This window comes from Paenibacillus sp. LS1, from assembly GCF_026013365.1.
Lineage (GTDB): Bacteria > Bacillota > Bacilli > Paenibacillales > Paenibacillaceae > Paenibacillus.
Map to the genome: position 1 here is coordinate 26,732 of NZ_JAPDOE010000002.1, position 20,278 is coordinate 47,009.

General features: G+C 45.6%; 15 protein-coding genes. 1 reads left to right on the forward strand and 14 read right to left on the reverse strand.

Annotation, left to right across the window (positions count from 1 at the left end; translation table 11 throughout):
• Positions 1 to 123: 123 nt before the first annotated feature.
• The 11 genes from OM416_RS09505 to OM416_RS09555 all read right to left on the reverse strand — a co-directional run bounded on the left by OM416_RS09505 (position 124) and on the right by OM416_RS09555 (position 14,767).
• Positions 124 to 1,215, reverse strand: coding sequence for an HD-GYP domain-containing protein (locus OM416_RS09505; RefSeq protein ID WP_264928988.1), 1,092 nt, complete (start codon positions 1,213 to 1,215; stop codon positions 124 to 126).
• 285 nt (positions 1,216 to 1,500) lie between these two features.
• Positions 1,501 to 3,336: a UbiD family decarboxylase gene (locus OM416_RS09510; RefSeq protein WP_264928989.1), complete on the reverse strand. Its 1,836-nt coding sequence runs from the start codon at positions 3,334 to 3,336 to the stop codon at positions 1,501 to 1,503.
• 210 nt (positions 3,337 to 3,546) lie between these two features.
• Positions 3,547 to 4,878, reverse strand: coding sequence for a sensor histidine kinase (locus tag OM416_RS09515; RefSeq protein WP_264928990.1), 1,332 nt, complete (start codon positions 4,876 to 4,878; stop codon positions 3,547 to 3,549).
• Positions 4,879 to 4,880: 2 nt separating this feature from the next.
• Positions 4,881 to 5,549, reverse strand: coding sequence for a response regulator transcription factor (locus tag OM416_RS09520; protein ID WP_145147257.1), 669 nt, complete (start codon positions 5,547 to 5,549; stop codon positions 4,881 to 4,883).
• Between the two features lie 28 nt (positions 5,550 to 5,577).
• On the reverse strand, positions 5,578 to 7,542 hold the full coding sequence (locus OM416_RS09525) for an ATP-binding cassette domain-containing protein (RefSeq protein ID WP_264928992.1): 1,965 nt from the start codon (positions 7,540 to 7,542) through the stop codon (positions 5,578 to 5,580).
• A 437-nt stretch (positions 7,543 to 7,979) separates the two neighbouring features.
• On the reverse strand, positions 7,980 to 9,908 hold the full coding sequence (locus OM416_RS09530; protein ID WP_264928993.1) for an S-layer homology domain-containing protein: 1,929 nt from the start codon (positions 9,906 to 9,908) through the stop codon (positions 7,980 to 7,982).
• An 89-nt stretch (positions 9,909 to 9,997) separates the two neighbouring features.
• Positions 9,998 to 11,047: a hypothetical protein gene (locus OM416_RS09535; protein ID WP_264928994.1), complete on the reverse strand. Its 1,050-nt coding sequence runs from the start codon at positions 11,045 to 11,047 to the stop codon at positions 9,998 to 10,000.
• Positions 11,048 to 11,239: 192 nt separating this feature from the next.
• Positions 11,240 to 12,532 carry an amidohydrolase gene (locus OM416_RS09540; protein ID WP_264928995.1) on the reverse strand — a complete coding sequence of 431 codons (1,293 nt, stop codon included), beginning with the start codon at positions 12,530 to 12,532 and terminating at the stop codon, positions 11,240 to 11,242.
• A gap of 78 nt (positions 12,533 to 12,610) precedes the next feature.
• Complete coding sequence (locus tag OM416_RS09545) at positions 12,611 to 12,904, reverse strand: hypothetical protein (protein WP_062834093.1); 294 nt, start codon at positions 12,902 to 12,904, stop codon at positions 12,611 to 12,613.
• A 74-nt stretch (positions 12,905 to 12,978) separates the two neighbouring features.
• Positions 12,979 to 14,076, reverse strand: a complete 1,098-nt coding sequence (locus OM416_RS09550) for a saccharopine dehydrogenase family protein (protein ID WP_264928996.1) — start codon at positions 14,074 to 14,076, stop codon at positions 12,979 to 12,981.
• Positions 14,060 to 14,767, reverse strand: coding sequence for a class I SAM-dependent methyltransferase (locus OM416_RS09555; protein ID WP_264928997.1), 708 nt, complete (start codon positions 14,765 to 14,767; stop codon positions 14,060 to 14,062). Before OM416_RS09555 ends, OM416_RS09550 begins: the two co-directional genes overlap by 17 nt.
• 129 nt (positions 14,768 to 14,896) lie before the next feature.
• On the opposite strand from OM416_RS09555, the gene OM416_RS09560 reads away from it, so the two are divergent.
• Positions 14,897 to 16,006, forward strand: a complete 1,110-nt coding sequence (locus OM416_RS09560; protein ID WP_264928998.1) for a helix-turn-helix transcriptional regulator — start codon at positions 14,897 to 14,899, stop codon at positions 16,004 to 16,006.
• Positions 16,007 to 16,186: 180 nt separating this feature from the next.
• On the opposite strand, the gene OM416_RS09565 is transcribed toward OM416_RS09560, so the two are convergent.
• The 3 genes from OM416_RS09565 to OM416_RS09575 all read right to left on the reverse strand — a co-directional run bounded on the left by OM416_RS09565 (position 16,187) and on the right by OM416_RS09575 (position 20,255).
• Complete coding sequence (locus OM416_RS09565) at positions 16,187 to 17,629, reverse strand: glycosyl hydrolase family 28 protein (protein ID WP_264928999.1); 1,443 nt, start codon at positions 17,627 to 17,629, stop codon at positions 16,187 to 16,189.
• A gap of 100 nt (positions 17,630 to 17,729) precedes the next feature.
• Complete coding sequence (locus OM416_RS09570) at positions 17,730 to 19,304, reverse strand: extracellular solute-binding protein (protein ID WP_264929000.1); 1,575 nt, start codon at positions 19,302 to 19,304, stop codon at positions 17,730 to 17,732.
• 78 nt (positions 19,305 to 19,382) lie between these two features.
• A complete protein-coding gene (locus tag OM416_RS09575; RefSeq protein WP_264929001.1) occupies positions 19,383 to 20,255 on the reverse strand; it encodes a carbohydrate ABC transporter permease in 873 nt (290 codons plus the stop codon).
• Positions 20,256 to 20,278: the final 23 nt, after the last annotated feature.

Here is a 20,278-nt window from a genome sequence, read left to right on the forward strand (position 1 = left end):
AGTATACGCTTGCTTTTCTTGTCGAACAACATATCAAGGATGGTATAACAAAAAACGGGTCCCCTGTCTTAGTACAGGAGACCCGTCTTTCATATAATAATTAAATAGCAATAACTAGCGATATTAAATAAGCAATTCATCAATGGCAAGCGTACGCTCTTTGGAGAGATCACGATATTCTTCAGATTCCACTTTGATGAGCGGTTTGAAAATATCAGACGTATTGTTCATGACAATAACACCTTTTTCTCCGTTGCTGAGCAGAACCTGTTTCCCGATGAAATTAGGAAGTAAATGTTGCATCAAAGCCTGAACCGGCTTTTCATTCAGTTTACCAAATCCCATTCCATAGATATCTCTAAGGTTGTTGATCAGGTTCGGATTGCTGCCTCCGTGGATCCCGGATCTCATGCCTATATAGATGTCAGCTACAGATACAATCTGGGTATAGGGATGAATTTCACTTTTCTCAAGCTGCATCGGATAACCAGAGCCATCTTCCCGCTCGTGATGCTGTAGAGCAACGAGTGCTGTCGCTTCATCCGTCATGGAATTTTTGATAATTTCATGACCGTATATGGTGTGCCGCTGCATTTCAAGTTGCTCGTCTGCTGTCAACGGTTCAGTTTTGTTCCGAATCCGGTGTGATACTTTGCACTTTCCGATGTCATGCAGATAGCCACCACGACTGATCTGATAACTTTCCTTCTGGGAATATCCTAGCCAGTTCGCGAGGTAGAAGGACAATAATCCTACCTGGATTGAATGTGTATAGTTATTGACGTCATCCCGCTCCAGCATCATCAGGAGATGTACGACATCTTTCTGCTCATCCAGTCCCTCAACCATCGGTTGCAGTGCATCATCCACCATAGTGGCGTTGAACTTGCCAACGGTCAGTGCTTCGAGAAAAGCATTTTGATAATTATGTACAGTCTGAATAAATTGGGACTTCATCTCTTCTTCAGGCGGCTCTTCCTTCGTACTTACGCTTGACCCGGAAGCATGCTTTGCCGCTGCAGCAAAAAATTCGGCCTCAGTAATTTCCTCTTCACGTGATTCAATATCTACATAATCTACACGGTGCTGCATAAGCAAGGAGATATCCTCACTTTTGATCACAGTTCCCTTCCCGAGAACGTGTAATCCTGCATCGCTGAATGTATCCGCAGTCAGACGGTCTCCGTCTTGCAGGTTCATAATATGGATTCTCAAATCGGTATTCCCCCTGAACAATTCATTATAGTAACAGCACCCAATGGATCGGGTCCACAAAAATACCTATACTTCTTTATATCGTTATAATTCTTCATTTCATACATAGTTCAAACGACCTTAATCGCAAAGGTAAATACGAACATATAAGACTTTATCCTCACGCCTGCATCTGAATTAGTCCCGATTTTGAACATTTATTCACTTTTCTGTGAAAAACAGCTGTATCAGCGTAAGCAAAAGAAGTTCAAACTCTTATGTTTGAACTTCTTAATACATCCCAAATTAGATTTTGATCGAACCCAGACTTGCCCCCTTAACAAAGAAACGTTCAATGCTCTTCTCGATCGAAGCATCGGGAATCAGCGGAGGTGCCTGATGAGGTTTGGTACGTGCATCAATAATAACCTGATCACAACCCCAATGCTTGTGGTCATATCCACTATTAACTCCGTACATATCATGTGAAGGGTTGCTTCGAGTAAAGGTTGCCCATAAGAAGTTGCTGAGATTTGCACTCAGGAACGAACTGTCATCACATAGGATGATCATAGGACACGAGTCCAGACCTCCTTGTTCTTTCAATAGAGACGTAAATGCTTGCATCTCTTGTGCTGTATCCGCATAACTCGTGAAGGCCGATGTCTGGATCGAAACGATGCCCGGCATAATGAGCTGCGCATTCTCATAACCGCGAATGTTTTTCAAAGACTCCGGCACTTCCGTGCACAGATCCCGTACCTTGTCGCCATAGGCTGCAAAAACAACCTTGCTGCCGCTGTTCAACCCTGTACCTGAATAATCCAGTGTATCAATGGTCGTATGGGTATGGAAATGAATATCCCGCTGCATATCCATACGCTCCAAGATATAGGTCAGGAATTCAACTTCCTTATGGGTGTCCAAAGGCTGCTGATCCTCAGCGGTAATGAACAGATACTTCGCCAAACTGAGCTGCCCCGTACCCAAAATGCGATTAGCAATCGTGAGCAGCTCTGTCGGCTGCTTCACAGCCTGATAAGGCGTGTAACGTTCACTACCAATGGCGAACAGCAATGGATGGACACCTGCCGCATCGACCGCATGCACTTCTTTGACGCCAGGAATTTCCTGTTTGATGGCGTCTCCTGTAATCTCATGAATCAAATCGCCAAAAGCCGTGTCCTCTTGCGGTGGACGACCAACAACCGTAAACGGCCAGATGGCATTAGGTTTGGCATAGACTTTATGCACACGCATTAGCGGGAATTCATGCGTCAGACTGTAGTAACCCAGATGATCTCCGAACGGGCCTTCTGGCTTCGTCTCATTTGGGTAAATATCACCTGTGATAACAAAATCGGCATCATTGCTAATGCAATATCCATCCTTATAACTGTACCGGAAACGACGTCCAGCGAGCAGGCCTGCAAAAGTCATTTCACTGAGTCCTTCAGGCAAAGGCATCACCGCTGAGAGTGTATGTGCTGGTGGACCACCAATGAAAATGCTAACTTTCAGCGGTTCTCCCTTTTTGACAGCCTTGGCTTGATGTATACCAATACCGCGATGAATCTGATAGTGCAATCCAATTTCCTTGTTCATTTCAAAATCGTTGCCACTCAGTTGAACCCGGTACATCCCCAAGTTCGAATTCATAATTCCTGGCTTATCCAGATCTTCGGAATATACCTGCGGCAGCGTCACGAATGCTCCACCGTCCATAGGCCAGTGCTTGATGAGCGGCAGGTCCGAGATTTGAATCTCTTGCGCGGAAACGGGTAGACTTATAGACTTCTGTTTTGGCAGTGCCTGCCATGCAGCAAGACCTGTGCGGACATGCTGAAATGGCGTCTTAAGCGCCTTCATGGGATCATCACGAACTGCCATGACCCGTTGTACGCCTTCCAGCGTACCGCGGAACATGAACTTGCTTCTTTCCACCGTGCCGAACAGATTCGATACGGCCTGGAACTTTGAGCCTTTTACATTTTCGAATAACAACGCCGGGCCTTTAGCCTCGTGCACTTTCATGTGGATCGCTGCCATCTCGAGATGTGGATCAACCTCTTCTTTGACCCGAATCAAATGACCGTGCTGCTCCAGATCGTTAATACAATCTTCCATATTGCGATATTTCATTGGATGGCTCCATTCTCTGTATGATAAATTGATTAAGTTCATAGATTCACATAACGTCTCTTCTATTTTATCAAATGATCCACTGCTAAACAAAACTATATGTGAAATTTTGTCGCGAATACAAATGTCAAAAAGCAATATGGAAGCAATCTAAACCCTGAACGCACAGGGACCGATTGTTTCTATATTGCTCTCTCTGTTCTGACTTGCCTAAGATGTGATAATCGATCTGGGGATCGTGACAATAAACTGCGTGCCTTTTCCTACTTCACTCTCTACATCAATTGTACATTGATGCAATTTCAAGATTTTAATCACAATGGACAACCCTAATCCATTACCTCGAAGCGAGCTGCTCCGCGCTTTGTCCACCATATAGAATCGATCAAAGATATACGGTAGAGCTTCCTCAGGTATTCCTTGTCCTGAATCTCTAATCAGTACCTTCACGAATGAAGATGACGTCTCAATCTCCACATGGATGGTACCACTAGAACCGGTGTATTTAATCGCATTGTTTATTAAATTCTGCCAGACCTGATCAAACAAATCTTTGTCCACTGTGATCTCGCAGGGCAACAGGTCCAACTCGATCTGGATGTCCTTCTGAGTCCACTGCGGCTCTGCCAGCAAAATCGCCCTTCTTAATTGTTCATCCAACTGGAATGTAGTGAAATGAACCGGATGATGCTCCGAATCTAGCGAGGCTAGCCGAAGCAGATTATCACTGAGCCTCGATAATCGCAGCGTTTCCTCATAGATAATATCCAAATGCTCTTTCTGCTCTTCTAATGGAATAACACCATCTTGTAGTGCTCTGGTAAACCCTCTGATCGATGTGAGCGGAGACTGCATTTCATGAGAGACGTTGCTGACAAAGTCGTCACGAACCGAATCAATTTTTTGCAACTCACTGGCCATATGATTAAAGCTCTCCATCAGTTCCCCAAACTCATCCTTATTATTATGTTTCAGGCGGACCGACAGGTCTCCTGAGGACATCTCCTTCGCTGCAACCGTTAATCTCTTAATTGGTTTTACAATGTACCCGGACATGAACAAGATTAATAAGCTACCAATCACCAGAACCGTTAACAATGAGGTTAAGAGCGTGTTTCGCAGTGTATGAAAAAGAGAGGAGAAATTGCTTTGGATCAAAAATGTGCCGATCCCCTCGTTCGTTCCGGGAACACCTATGGTGGCAATTCCATCCTTACTGGACATAAACATTGCATCGGTTGTACCCGCCTCAAATAACGAATGCACTTTGTCCTCAGGCAAGGAAGACAACACTTCACTTTGTTGATTCACGGGAGTAATATTCAAGCCGTACCGGGCAAAGATACCCAAGCTGGATTCCACTTTTTCCGGATCATCAATCAGGTTAATCATTGTGGCGATGTCTTCAGCAAAGGTAACCATAAAACGATCTGGCGTCTTTTCCTGTGTCCCACTATTCAGCATAAAGGAGAGAATCAGACTCACCAGAACAATTCCAATAAACGTAGCTACGATTCGAAGTCGCAGGCTTTTTCTCAACATGTTCATGCCCGCTCCAGGCGATATCCAAGTCCTCTTATCGTTGAGATTACTAGCTCAGGTACAGGTTCAAGCCGTTCCCTTAACCGCTTGATATGCACGTCGACCGTACGCTCATCGCCTTCATAATCGATACCCCATATATCATCTATAAGCTGTGTACGTGTGAATATTTTCCCTGGCGAACTCGCCAGAGAAAATAACAATTCACATTCCTTCTTTTTCAATTCGATGGTTTGACCATCCGCAACGACCATCAGATTGCCCAAATCAATCGTTACACCGCTGATCTGAATCATGTTCGATGGACTTTTGTTATATCGTTTCAGTAACGATTTTACACGCAGGATTAATTCTACCGGATCAAAAGGTTTAACCAGATAATCGTCTGATCCTGCATTAAATCCTCTGACCTTGTCCTTGGATTCTCCCTTGGCAGTTACCATGAGAATCGGGATATCCAGATAAGATCGGATATCTTCGGTCAGTTCAATACCGTCTATTCGTGGCATCATCACATCCACAATTGCCAGATCAACTTTCGTATGAGACAGGATATCTAATGCCTCTTGCCCGTCTGGTGCTTCCAGCACGGAAAATTGATTCTTTTCAAGATAGATTCGGATTAATTTGCGGATATGGGAATCGTCGTCCACCACCAAAATCGTGTTCATGTAACCATTATCCTTTCCGCAATTGGTTTTATTCGTATCGCAAGGATTCCATCGGGTCCAGTTTCGCGGCTTTTGATGATGGCATCAAACCGGCCACGATGCTAATCGCTGTACTTACCACGATACCGAACAAGATATAATATCCTGAGAGATTAATGAGTTTTGCTCCAAACGCATTGTCCAATAGAATATTTAACACATAACTAATGATCACTGCAAAGATTACCGCAATAATACCACTAAATACCCCTAATAAGGCAGATTCGGAGAAGAATATTCGCTTGATATCTTTCTTTCTCGCTCCAATTGCCCGAAGAATTCCGATTTCCTTCGTCCGTTCCACGACACTAATATAGAGTACAACCAATATCATGATACCGGATACGATCAACGAAATGCCTGCAATACCAGCGAGTACAATGGAAGCCATACTAACATAAGTCGTGATATTCTCCATGACCTTGGCCATCTGGGAGCCTGCGAAGCCAGCGTCAACAGCAGCTTCATTGATATCATTTACATATTTCATATCGGTTGCATAGGCGTTAACCTGAATCGGCCCAATCGTTATTCCTTTATCCGTATACATTGGCTCCAACGTCTCTGATGAGATGTATCCCGGGGATTGTTGCATTGGAGATCTTGGATCTGCTGCTTCATAGATTCCTGAGATGGTTACTTCTTTCTCCAAAGTTACTGGTTTATTATTGCTATCCATCTCATTGATATATAGAAACACGGACTTGCCGATCATGGAATCAGCTTGGTCATTTCCGCTTAATTGTTTCGCCGTATCGAGAGGTAACAGCATCTGATTTTCTACAGGAAGGACCCCCGTTGTCATCAGTGCTGGATCAAAAGCATCCGTTAACGTCGTTACCTGCGTAAGTCCCACACTTTGTTCTTCATTCACCATAGTCGATTTGCCTGTAATAGTTGTGATCGTCTCTACATGATCCACATTAGGAAAATTGCGAATTGTCTCAACATCAGCTTCGGTAAATTGTTCACCTGGTGCCATCAAGGCCTCGGGACCTTGCATGTCCTTGGCTTCTTCACTCGGCTTCGTTATATCCACGAGCAAAGGGTCCATACTTGAATTGATTTCGTCATTCATATACGTCGTTATACCATTCCCCAAGGAGAGCATGAGGAGTACACTTAATATACCTATAGATCCACCCAATGCTACCAATACATTACGTTTGCCGTTGAGTTTCATATTTTTAAGTGCCATCTTGAATGAAGCAAGCAGGCTTAGGCTGCGGGAAGAATCCTGACCACTCTCGTAAACAGCCGTAGAAGGATCTTTCAGGTGAATATCATCACTAATGCGCCCCTCTTCAACCTTTACAATACGTGTACCGGAGTCAGCGACTTTCTGGGAGTGAGTTACGGCAATTACCAGCATTCCCTTTTTGGCTATACTGTCGAGCAGAGCGAGGATTTGATCTCCATTTTCCCTATCCAGAGCACCTGTTGGTTCATCTGCGAGAATAATATCCGGATTGTTGGATAACGCCCGTGCGATGGAAACCCGTTGCTTCTGACCGCCGGATAACTGATTTGGACGTTTGTTCAGATGATCCTTCAGTCCGACCTCTGTTAATATATCAACGGCACGTTGATTCCGATCCTTCTCATTGGTATCCGTCATTTGCATTGCAATCGTCACATTTTCGAGGACTGATAGATGCGGAATCAGATTGAAATTTTGAAAGACAAAGCCGATATTATTCTTCCGATAATCATCCATTTCTTTCTCGGTCATGGCACTTAAGTTCTTGCCACGAACAACGACGTCCCCTTCATAATCGGAGTCCATGCCACCAATTATATTCATCAGTGTCGACTTACCGCAGCCAGATTCGCCAAGGATGGAGACGAACTCCCCCGTCTCAAAGCTAAGGTTCAAACCATGTAGTACCGGAACTCTTTCTTTTCCATATAAGGTGTATGATTTCTTCACATTTTTAACTTCTAGTATTTTCATATGGATCTCTTCCTCTCCTGAACATGCACTCTATCTATTTGATGTTTCATATCGTAACAAATTATTGTGAACTGATAATGAACTGGACCATTGACCTAGAAGAGGTTGTTCAAAAAGAACTATGTGCAAAAAAAAACACCTACAGCTTGCTTGAAATAAACATTTCAAGTAAGTGTAGGTGCATAACAACTCGAATCCTTATACATAAGGACTCGGGTTGTCTTATTTCGTTATTGCATTTGATAATATAAGTTGAACTAATCATTTACACGATAACGGAGAGGACAGAAAAAACCTGAAAAAGCGAAGCGTTCGCCTTTATCCCCGGATTTTCCCCTTTGGAAAAGGTAATCAAAAAATCTGGGGATAACAGCGATTGGAAGGTTATTCTGTCGTCGTAGTGTCAGTATAAGTAATCTTTAGTTCAATTATAAAGTTTAGATTAGTCCAGCTTTTGCAAGTAACCTTTTCACAATCGCCGCCGACTGTGCACGACTAATGTCCGCATCTGTCATCAGCTTGCCATCATCGCCTTGTACCAGCTCTTGTTTAATCGCCGATGCAACCGGCTCAGCTGCCCAAGCCTGTACTTTAGCGCTATCGCTGTATGTGCTCAGCAGACTTGTTGTCTCTGACGTGTCGGCCTGTGCCAGACCGACCAATTTCATCGCACGTGACACAATAGTCAGCGCTTCCGCACGAGAAATTTCATTGTTCGGACGGAAGCTATCGTCAGCATAACCTGAGATCAGGCCATAGGATACAGCCGTCTGAACCTCATCCTCATACCAGCTGCCTGTTTTCACATCCGTGAATGATGCTGCTTCTGCGCTAATCGGGGAGTGCAGTCCCAAACCTCTTAACAAAACAGCCGTAAATTCTGCCCGCGTAATACTCCGGTCCGGCGCAAATACGTTCTCACCAGTACCTTGTACGATCAGACGGGATGCCAGATCCTGTACGTCATCACGACTCCAGTGATTGCTTACATCGCTGAATGTTGCCGGATGATAGATCAGGGCGTAAGTGCTGTTCGTCAAGCTATTAATAATAGCAGAATCTTGCACATTACCTTTGATAACCTTGGTCGGCACATGCAGAAGGGTACCATCTGGCTGAAGTACTACTCCTGTCGTGATCTTTAAACCATCGACACCTTCTGGCAGAGTAATGGAACGTTCTACATAAGAGTTGAAACGATTCACATTGACTTGCTGTCCGTTCCAGATCGCTTTCACTTCAAAATCAACTGGGGTTGCAATCACCGTAGTGTTCTGCAGCTTGTCCGCTGCCGCCTGAATTGCTGTTTGCTTGGATGCAGCACTAGGTACAATAGCGATTTGAATTGTGATATCTTCCAATGGAACGGTGCTTCCGAATTGGTTCAGAACCTGATCCACCTGAATCTGATTAGCTGGAAGGGTGTACGTACCACTGTCTGTCTGAATGACAACTTCGGCATTACTTCCTTCCATCGTTTTGACTAACTTGCCGTTCAGTTCACCAATGACCGCGCCCTTGCCAGTACCTGTAATCGGTAGCAGAAGCGTTCTTAGTCCACTTCCAATCTGATTGATGACTTTATCATTATCCACATGAACCGTGGTGGTAACCTGATTGTTTACCGTTGATGTGGTAGCTGTCGCAGATTGTTCCTGTTTCTGTCCGTTTACATAGATGTCTACGCCTTTGGTTACCGCCGGAGTAGATGGAACCGGGGTAACCACGGGTGTAGTTGGCGATACACTACCTCCCGAAGAGGAACCTGGAGAACCCGAATTGCCACCACCTGAGTTTGCTGCTGTAATTGTGATTGTTCCACCGGACAATTCAGTGTAATTTTCGTGCTCTACATTCGTGAAATGCCAATGTTCTGAATCGGTTTGATCTACGGATAGCTGTTTCGTTCCAGGCGTCGCGTTGCTTTTGGCTTTGATTTCCATATCAAATAATTGGGTTTCATCTACAATTGAATGGTCACCCCCAGTAAAATCAACCCAGATGATCCGTACCCAGCCTTCCGCATTATTAATTTCGTACTGGAAGTCTGCTACACCTTCTTCATTTGGGGATGTGCTCATGACGTTGACAGATTTAGGTGTGATCCGAACGATTTCCAGTGCAGACGTATCATAATCAATCTGCATATTATAAGCTTTCACCCCGAAATGGGATTTTTTCAATGCAACAGGAACATGAACCGTCTGCCCCGCCTGTACACTAACATTTGCAAATTGCACCTGTGATGGTTCTGCCGGCTCTGCCCCAGCTATACTCGGGAATACGAGAGAAGAGAGTAGCGTCAGTGCGATGAGACCTGACATTGTTCTTCTGATTCTTGGACGTTTCTTTTTCGGTTGAAACATGTATTAGCCTCCATGTCTGTATCAATTAGTAGAATGTATGGTAACGATAGAACAAATATTGTTATTCAATATCTAAATTAAAATATGAATTAATCAGGGCGTTGTATTTTTTCTTTTGCAACAATGTATACTCGTCTAGGCTCCGTATTCGCATCCGAAGTGGAATGAGCAGTCACTTCGAGCACAAGATAATAACCTTCGTCCTCATCTTTAACGGTATACTGTTCTGCTATTTCTCCTTCTATCAGCACTCTATCTTCTCCTGAAGGGTCTGTTGCGCGGTACCACTGATAAGAAGGAGTATTAATATAATCCCCATCAACATCCATTAAATCATAATCTGTGGCAATTGAGTTCCCCATGTAATCCTTTAATTGACCATTCAGCACATAAGGCGCATCGTCCACTTGTTGGAAGGTCAACACATAGTCATTATTTTCCCCGCCTAGTGTTTTGCCTTTATATCCTTGTAATAAAGCATTCATGTCGCCTAAGGCAGGTTCCGCATTACGATCCACGTCCATTCGATTCATCTCTACATAGCTAAATCCGCGGCGACTTACCATGTTGCGCAGATAATCTAAAAGGTCAGCTGCATCTAGAGAATTCACTTTTCCGTCTGCATTTACATCCCCTTTTTTACTAATGTAAAGTTCAAAGTTATCCGTAACCGTTTCCGGCACATCAGATACAGTATATTTTGCTTTCAATTCGATGTTGATTTTGCCGCTCTTGTAAGGAATAACCACCAATGTACTCGTAGGCGTTGGCATATTTTCATCTTGTCTCGTTTCTACATACACCTCAGCTATACTGCTATCATCTGAACTGGCTGTGAGCGTATTAAACTCATCGGATCGAAAATGTGTACTTAAATTGATTCTGACTGTATTGTTGCTGGTTACCTCGATGGGCACATCGGGTACAAAAGAAGGATCATTTTGTTCCGATGAATAGCTCAACCATTTAATACCATCATTAAGTACAGGTCGTGAAATGTTTATTACCGGACCGATTGCTCCTGCGTTAGCTTGAGGAAGCGTTCCACCTATAGGCAATGCAATGCCCAATCCGAGCGCAGTCAACATGCTTTTTTTCAATATCGGCTTAAGCCGTTTTTTGTTTTTTTTCCCCTTCAATTCATGTTCCTCCTCGTGTACATTTCAAATTTGAACAACTACATGCTCAGTATAACGAGTCATTCTGAACCGATTCTGAACAGGTCCATGGAACTATTCCCAATTTTAATTCGACAAAAAACGCCATGGAGTAAGCCTCCATAGCGTTTTGAACACAAATCATTTTCCAGTTTGGATCAAATTGAGCTAAAATTAAATTCCCTCAACGATTCGTTTGGCTCTAACCTTCACCTCACGGTAAAGTTCTTCCTCATCGATCGTCAGCAGCTTTCTGCCTCTCATGAGGATCTGACCATTCACGATCGTGGTGTCCACATCCGCACCATTTACACTATATGCCAGTAGAGACTCTACCTCATGTACCGGTTGAAGATGTGGTTTCGCCAGATCGATCAGGATCAGATCAGCTTTGTGACCCACCTCAAGCACACCCACTTCATGCTGAAGGCCAAGCAGATTAGCACTTCCGCGTGTAGCCATATTTAGAACGTCCTTGGCTGGCAAGCGTGTGGGATCACCATAGTCCAGCTTTTGCAGCCAGGTCGCAGCTTTGATCTCCTCGAACATATCCACGGTTGTGGCACTTCCCGCTCCATCCGTTCCCATTCCCACGTTAATTCCTTGGGCCAACATCTCGGTAATCGGAGCAATTCCACAACCCAGCTTCAGATTACTGACCGGATTGTGTGCTACACCGCCGCGCATACCCTTCAATCTGCCGATATCCCTTCGATTCAGGTGTACACCATGTGCAAGCAGTACATGTGCCTGTTCGAACATCCCCGCCTCTTCCAGATACTCTGTCGGCGTCATGTCATAGCGCTCACGAATTTTCATGACTTCTTCCTTCGTTTCAGCCAGATGAATATGCAGAGGAATATCCTCCGCGACAGCCATGGCAATGACTTCACGGAGCGGCTCCACGGGACAGGTGTAGGGTGAGTGCGGTCCATACATGGTTGTAATCCGTCCCTCTGCCGCTCCAGACCAGCGCTCTACAAGATCGATTGCCTCCTGCAACCTGCGTCCACCATCATCCTCCATGAATACCATCCCGCGTGTAAGCGATGCCCGCATACCCGTTTGCTTAACCGCTTCTGCAATCTCATTCATATGGATATACATATCCGCAAAGGCAGTGGTACCGGAGCGAATCATCTCGGCCATGGATAACTTGGCACCCCAATAGATGTCTTCCGGGTTCATCCGTGCTTCGGCAGGCAGCATTTTGCGTTCGAGCCAGTCCATCAGCTTCAGATCGTCCGAGAATCCCCGGAGCAGGCTCATCGGTGTATGTTGGTGAGCATTTATCAGTCCCGGCATGGCAACTTTATTACGGCCATCGATAATCTCATCTTGCGGTTGAGGCAGAATGTGGTCCGCAATCTGCGTGATGCGATCTCCATCAACACGAATATCCCCCGTGAAGGGGGCATCGGCATCTTTCATCGTTAGGATGGTCGCTTGCTGAATCAATATACTCATTACATTCACGGCTCCTCTGAATTGGTTATCGTTCCTTCCATATCCGAGAGTAAGCCTTCACGTAACGGCAAGGTCAAGTCATTTTAAATTTTGGATCGTCATCTTTCTGAAACTTTGAATAAAGGGTTTGGGATCGATTTCAACCATGTATGGATACACGCCTGTACTTGTGTGCAAGTAGAAAAATCCACCCTCATCGCCCATTCGTCGAAATGACATGTCAAACACCTCAGTGATATTGAACTCGCGGTATTTGGTCACGATTTTATCTGAATACAGAATCATGGAGCGGGCATTCATCTCAATCTCTTGGGCGAGACCCGTCACTTCTCTCTGTACTTTATAATAAGGTAATACAGCAACGCAGTTCATGATCTCCCTCCATTCATACCATGATTATTGTTCCATCATAGCAGATCGGAGGGTACCCGCAAAAGAACATGAAGCTAGGTGATTTTGGTCGTCACCTTTAGTGGCGTATGAAGTGCATCCTGAATGTCCTGCAAAGAAAGAACCTGTTCAATATGAAACACACCATGTGGCAACGCTGTTCTATACACGCGTTCTGCCACGGCTGCAGCCACGGCCGCTGTCGCATCTGCTTCTTTATGGCCAACAAGCAGTTGTTCGACGCGGACTTGCTCACCATTTTCCCATCCTACGGCATCGACCTTGACCGCATACATTGGCTCTCCTCCAGGAATAAGACCAAATGCCTTAACCGTTCCATTGCGAATAGACGGGATACGTAGCAAGGAAAACAACCCTGCACGTTTGGAGATTGCCATGGATCTTGTGATCCAGCGGGAGTCCAGACAGAGTCTGGTAGATACGGTTGGAATACGTAACGTCCGAGCAACCACATGCTGATCCGAAAAGTTAAATCGATACGCCTTTCGGTTCCCCAGTTCCGCTCCAAAATCAATTAATTTGCCATCTCCGAAACTTTGAACCTCAGCAGGCTTGCCCTTTTGCATCACTTGATAGGTGGCATTCATCTGATCAACGGTCCATTCCACGGCAGCCTTCCCGTGTTTCTCGCCAAGTCCCAGCATTACGGTAATATCTGCTTCCTCCACCTGATCCATATGCATGGTCGCTTCACGTACAAGCAGATTAGTCACTCCCGGTGATAATCCAACGCTGAGGATCGCGGTCGATTTGGAACGTTGCATTTTGGTGTGTAATTGTTCAACCTGGGCGAGAAAATCATATTTTGCAGAAATATCAATATAATCGGTTTCGGCTTGTGCGCAGGATTCAACAAACCGGGTATCGCTCTGATCGACACACATGATTACAAGCTTAACAGGCCGTAACATGGAAGGCTCCACAGGTTTTGTCACATCCAGTTGAAGCGGAAGTACAGCACCACCTGTCGATCGGCTGAATTCTTCCGCACGGTTCATGCGCGTACCCGCTGCCCATACTTTACCCGGGAACAATTTCCCCAGCTGAGTACATATCATCTGCCCAACTTGACCATAACCACCAACTACCCAGATCTGATCTTTCACAGACTTCATGTTAGTTTCGACTTGCATAATACCCCTCCACCCAGAACGCCCCGAAGTAACGTGTAATATGTGAGAAACCGCATTCGGTCAGTAGCTGAGTCATCTCTTCAGAGGATATGGGATCGGATTCACGGCCCAAGGAAGCAGCAAAGCGCTCCCACTCTTCAGGAAGAACACCCGTACTCAACATGTGATCCTTCCAAGCTTGCATCATCAACGGATATGCGGGGGAACGAAGATCGGCATTTACAGCCGCAATGATCAGAGGTGCACCCGGTTTAAGTCTCGCTGCGAGGCTTGTCAGAAACGTTCTCTTGGCCTCCATCCCCTGAAGGAAATGCAACATAAGCATGCTCGTCGCCCCATCATATACAATATCCTCCGGCAATTCTTCAACCGTGACAGGTTGCAGCTTCACTCTGGAACCGATGCCGGCTTCAGCAACTCGGCTCTCGGCAAGTTGTAGCATGGGTTGTGAGGGATCTACTCCGGTCAACGTCCACCCGGCATGGCGTGATCCAAGCAGAGCAATTTCTTTCCCCCCTCCCGCTCCGGCCACAAGTATATGAATATCGTTGTTATCCGTAACAGATGCTGCAAGCAGCCGTTCCATTAGATCATGCATATGAGAATAACCCGGAATCTTCAGGGCTATCGATTGTTCGTAGCGATGTACATCTGCCGTTTCCCAGCTCATGGGTGATGGATTGTGACTCATGGATACTACACTCCTCTTGAATTGAAGTTAGACTTGACTCGTTGTTCGTCTAATTTCATTATAGAAGGATACGCCGAACCTACAATCCCAGAACATTGGGATATAAGCATAGCGAGAGGAGATATCTTGTTGACATCACGTATTGATCGGAACCACAGACTTATCACTTCTCTTGAAAAAGGAACCTGGACCTCGCGTACCTACCGGGAAGCTGTTCTGAAGCAGATCCATTCGGCGGTGTCTTATGATGCATACTGTTTCACCACCGTTGATCCGCTGACTCTTCTCTCCACAGGAGCTGTGACAGAAGATGGCATTGAAGCCATTCATGATCGGTTATTCATCAATGAATACATGGAAGAAGATATACATAAATACGCTGAATTAATTCGTAGCGGTGAACATACAGCAACACTTCATACGTCCACGAACGCACAACCTGAACAAAGCCCACGTTATCTCAACATTCTTCAGCCAGCGGGGTTCGGTGATGAACTGCGCGCTGTATTGGTGAATGGAGACGCTTGTTGGGGATACTTGACCCTGTATCGTAAGACCGAGAATGCTTTTTTTACAGAGGAGGAACGGTTGCTGATTGAGAGCTGGACTGCTTCTATTGCAGCCATGCTGCGGTCCACGAGTCTGACACTGATGGATGAGATCACGAGTGAAAGTCCCGAGGAACCCGGAATTTTGATCACCTCGGACACGTTCCAGCTCTTATCGCTGAACGCCCCGGCTCAATATTGGCTGTCCCAATTGCGTATGCTGGAACATGTAGGGCCAGATATTCTGCCCCGTCCGGTACGTGCAGTGAGTTCCCACTTGCAGCGCAAGAATAGGGCTGAACGGGCTGAAAATACTCCACTCGCTCCCGACTCACCCTCCAAAGTCTGTATCCAACTTCCGGATGGGCGTTATCTCATCCTTCATGCCAGTCTTATGCAACAGCTCGGAGGACCGGATCAGATTGCTATTCGTTTGGAGCAGGCGATGCCGCAGGATTTGCTACCCTTGCTCGCCGAAAGCCATGGATTATCCAATCGAGAACGGGAACTGCTGGGTTATGTACTGCGTAGCTATTCTTCCAAAGAGATTGCTGCCGCGATGCATATTTCTGTATACACAGTTCAGGATCACTTAAAATCCATTTTCGCCAAAACCAAGGTATCTTCACGTCGCGAGCTCATCTGGTATTTCGTTTCCCGTTTCCAATTGTCGGATGAGCCGGCGATATAAAGGCTGACAGGTAAGCAATTCACTCTACAGTTCCAATTCACTTGGGTTACCAAAGCAAAAAAAGCCACCATTCAGGCGACTTCTTAAGCGACGATATTCTTGTCCTTTGGGGTCGCTTGCTTATTTTCCCCGTGAGCGGATAAGCTTGCGAATGCTCCATTGGACAGATTAAAATCACACTTATGTTGGTTTCACTTCTACTTCATGGGTATGAGGTCCGAGAATAACATCTCTCTCCAAAGAGAAATGTTCCCCATTAACAGTTACATTCTCAAATCTCACGTTCTCTACCTTCCGCGCTTCATCGTAGCCTTCGATATGGGATGGATTCAGACAATTTCCGCTATACGTAATATTTTTGAAAAGAATATCACGGATCTGTTTCCCCGGAGCAGGATTGTATTTTGCATTTTGCAGTACTCTCACATTGAACAGTTCACCCAATTCGAAAGGTTCAATACGGATATTCTCATATACTACGTGCTGTACCGTATTGTTGTCTCCGGCATTGATTGCAAGACATCCCCAGTAATCCGGCTGTGGTTCGTGATGCTCGAGGATATCAATATCGCTGAATACAATATCCTCAATTACATCTCCATCTCCTTCATAGTTGCCATGTGTGCCTATATTGGCTGGGTGCGCTACATCTGCCCACAAGATCGAACGGGTAACACGAACCCTCCGGGTATCGCCTTGATACTCATCCCGTGAAGCATAGATCGCAATACAGTCATCAGAAGTACGCAGAAATACACTGTCGATGTTCACATCTGAACAGGCCATCATGTCAATACCGTCCGACCAGCCACGTGTACTGAAAGTTTTTATATTAAAAATATCTATTGACTCGGATTGACCAATCAGGACCGTATAATGGGGTGGATCAATGACTGTGATACCTTCAATCGATATATTTCGGGCATAACTGATTTCTACCCCACGATAAAAGGTCGTTTTCTCAAAATCGGAAAGGTACAGAATGCCTCTGCCACGAATGACCACATCCTCCACATGGCTACAAATAAACCCTCCATAGATGACTGTGCCACCGGCGATATAGATCATTGTATTCGAAGGTACTTCTAAACGGGATGTATCGAAATGATGGATACCGGGTTGAAAATATATCACTTTGGGTTTCACTGCTGAACTCACATCTGCCAAATTCCTCAGAATATCTACCGTGTTATGCATTCCAGGTTCAAGCGGCAGAACACCATCATCCGAAACCAGTGGGACATCCTGCTCCAGCGGATTAGCAAAGATGTGCAGATTGTGGAATCGATCTCCGTCCACTTCCAAGGATAGTTGCCGCGGACCTTCCAGATGAAGCAACATACGGTTTGCTTCCAACTCATAGCTTAATCCTGTTGAGATTGGGCGGATGATCGCTGCCTGAACACTCCCTTCATTTTTCACAATTTCCAGTTCCACCGGCCCTTTACAATCGAACGAGACCATCGATGCGTTGCGGACATCATGCATATCGACCTTCACATTGTAGCTGAACAAGGGCTGCCACTCCCCACCTGGCTTGCGGACATTCACGGTGAAGTCAGGGTTGACTACAGCACCCGTCGGGGCTGGATAAACCACTAAATGCGTATTTACAGTCTGCATATCCGTTCTCCTCCATACCTAGAGATGAGACAGTTAGCAGATGAGCACCGTTCCCAGGTTCATCTGCTAACGATCTTGCCATCATCCCTGAAAGTCATTTTTATTTACTGCGTTCCTCGTAAATCTGTTGGGCCTCATCCAGTTCCGACTGCCCCCCGGAGTTCAGCCACTGTGACCGGAAATCATCAAAATCTTTATCGGTATTCGCTTCACCAGAAATTGCTTTAATATAATATTGAGCCTGTAGTGTGTTCAAAATGGCCTCATATTGGGCTTTGGTCTTCATCACCGTCGACTGCATCAGATCACTCAGGACGGTTACACCTTCCACATTCGTCAACTTTTCTTTGAAAGCCAGCTTTTCAGGTGAATAGTGATGCTTCATCATGGAGCTGACTTTGGCACCGAATGGATTATAGAAACCTGCACCCAGTTCACTCATTAACTCCGTACCTGCTGCCGCTTCCGTAACGACCGCCAATTCACCTTCCAGGTTATAGGAGTTTCCTTTTTCGCCAAATACTGTCGTCAAGTAGCCTTCCGTATCTGTCGTGACATACTCCAGAATTTGTAAAATTTTAATTCGTTTGGCGTCATCCTTCTCAAGCTGTGCTCCAAACAACAAAGGAGGCTGCAAAGCTCCATTGGCCATCGCATACTTCTTGCCGTCCGGCCCAGAGAACGGAACGCCAGGAACAAGTTCAATGCCTTTATCCTTGGAGATCAGGCCAAAGTATCCATCATCATACAGATGGTGCCACATTCCAGTTTCAATGATTCCGGTACGCAGACTGACAAATTTGGTTTGAATCTCACTATTGCCATCGGTGATGAATTCAGGATCAATAATGCCCGTCTTATACCATTCATTTAACAGCTTCAGCGCATTGCGCGCTTCCTCTGTAATTGCGCCATACGTTACTTTGCCATTCGCGTCCAGTTTGAACTGGTACGGCGCTACTCCGTAAGCTGCGAACACCGTATTGAACAGTTGTGCCTGGGCATCCTTGCCTCGTCCGGTCAAGCCATACGTATCCTTTTTACCGTTGCCGTCCGGGTCATTATTCATGAATTTGGTCAGCACATCCTCAAGCTCGGCAAGATCCTTTGGTGGTTCATTGTAACCAATAGCTTTCAGCCATTGTCCGTTATATGCGGGAATAAAACCCGTTGCACCTTCCCCCCATACCTTGGGAACACCCCAGTTCTTGCCGTTGTATGTACCCGGGTCCCAGGCATTTGGATCAACGCTCTCCACGTCCGCCGTGTATTTAGGCATATATTGCTTGATCTCCTCTTGGGAAACACTCGCAAGGATACCTTGATCCGCCCATTGCACCACATCGCCTACAGTGCCGTCTACAGAAATAATATCCGGAATCTGGCCGGAAGCCAGCATGACATTGAATTGTTCTTTCCAGGTCGCCGTCTCGAAGGAGATATTCTTGAATTTCACATTAAATTTCTCTTCCAGAAACTTCTGGACGTAATTGTTGTCGGCTTTAGGAATATTCCAGTTGTTTGCGATTGAAATCTCAATTGGCTTTTCATTACCTCCATCTGAATTTTCACCAATGCTGTTATCAGTAGTCGCACCACCACTGCAACCGCTTACGAGTAATGAAGCCGATACCACTAATCCCAGCATACCGGTAATGAATTTCTTTTGTCTCATCTCTGAATTCCTCCCTTTTGATCTAACGATTCGCATATGTGAATCAAGACACCCTGAGGCAGCCTGAATGAACCCATGTTATCCTTTGAGCGAGCCTACCATCGTTCCTTTTACAAAGTACTTTTGCAGAAATGGATACACAATAATAATGGGCAGTGCCGTGAACATCAGTGTAGCGGCTTTGATGGGTTCCTGGTAACCCAATTCTGAGCCCTTAACGTCTGCCGCGAACATGGATAGATTCTCTCCCGTAATGACCACTCGTCTCAGGAACGTCTGAAGCACTTGCTTGGAAGGGTCCTGAATATATAACACCGCGTCAAACCAGGCATTCCAATGTCCTACCGCAGACCATAGCGACAATGTGGCGATAACAGGCATCGATAACGGGAGAACCAGCTGAAACAGAATACGCAGATCGTTCGCTCCATCGATTTTGGCTGAATCCTCCAGCTCATCAGGTATGTTCTGAAAGAAATTACGCAGAATCAGCATGGAAAACGTACTGATGAGTCCCGGGATAATGTACACCAGCCGCGAATCCAGCAGCCCAAGCGATTTGATCAGAAAGTAGGAAGGAATCATGCCCCCGCTAAAGAACATCGTGAACACAATTAACATCGTATACACATTGCGATGCGGCAAGTATTTACGGGATAGCGGATATGCTCCAAACGACATGAACAGGATCGAGCAAACAGTCCCCACCACGGTACGAAAAACGGTGTTGCCAAACCCCATCCAGATATCCTGATTACCCAGTACCTTCTCCCAGGCAAAAAATGATACCTGTTGTGGATACAGATGGATACCCAATCTCAATGCTTCTGCCGGTGTACTGAACGAGATCGCAAGCATATGGACAAACGGATACAGCATGACAATACACAAAATAATCATGAACGTAATCAAACAAGCCTGAAAAAGGTTACTGCCCCTGCTATGCTTCACTGCCTTGTCCTCCAATCTGGTTA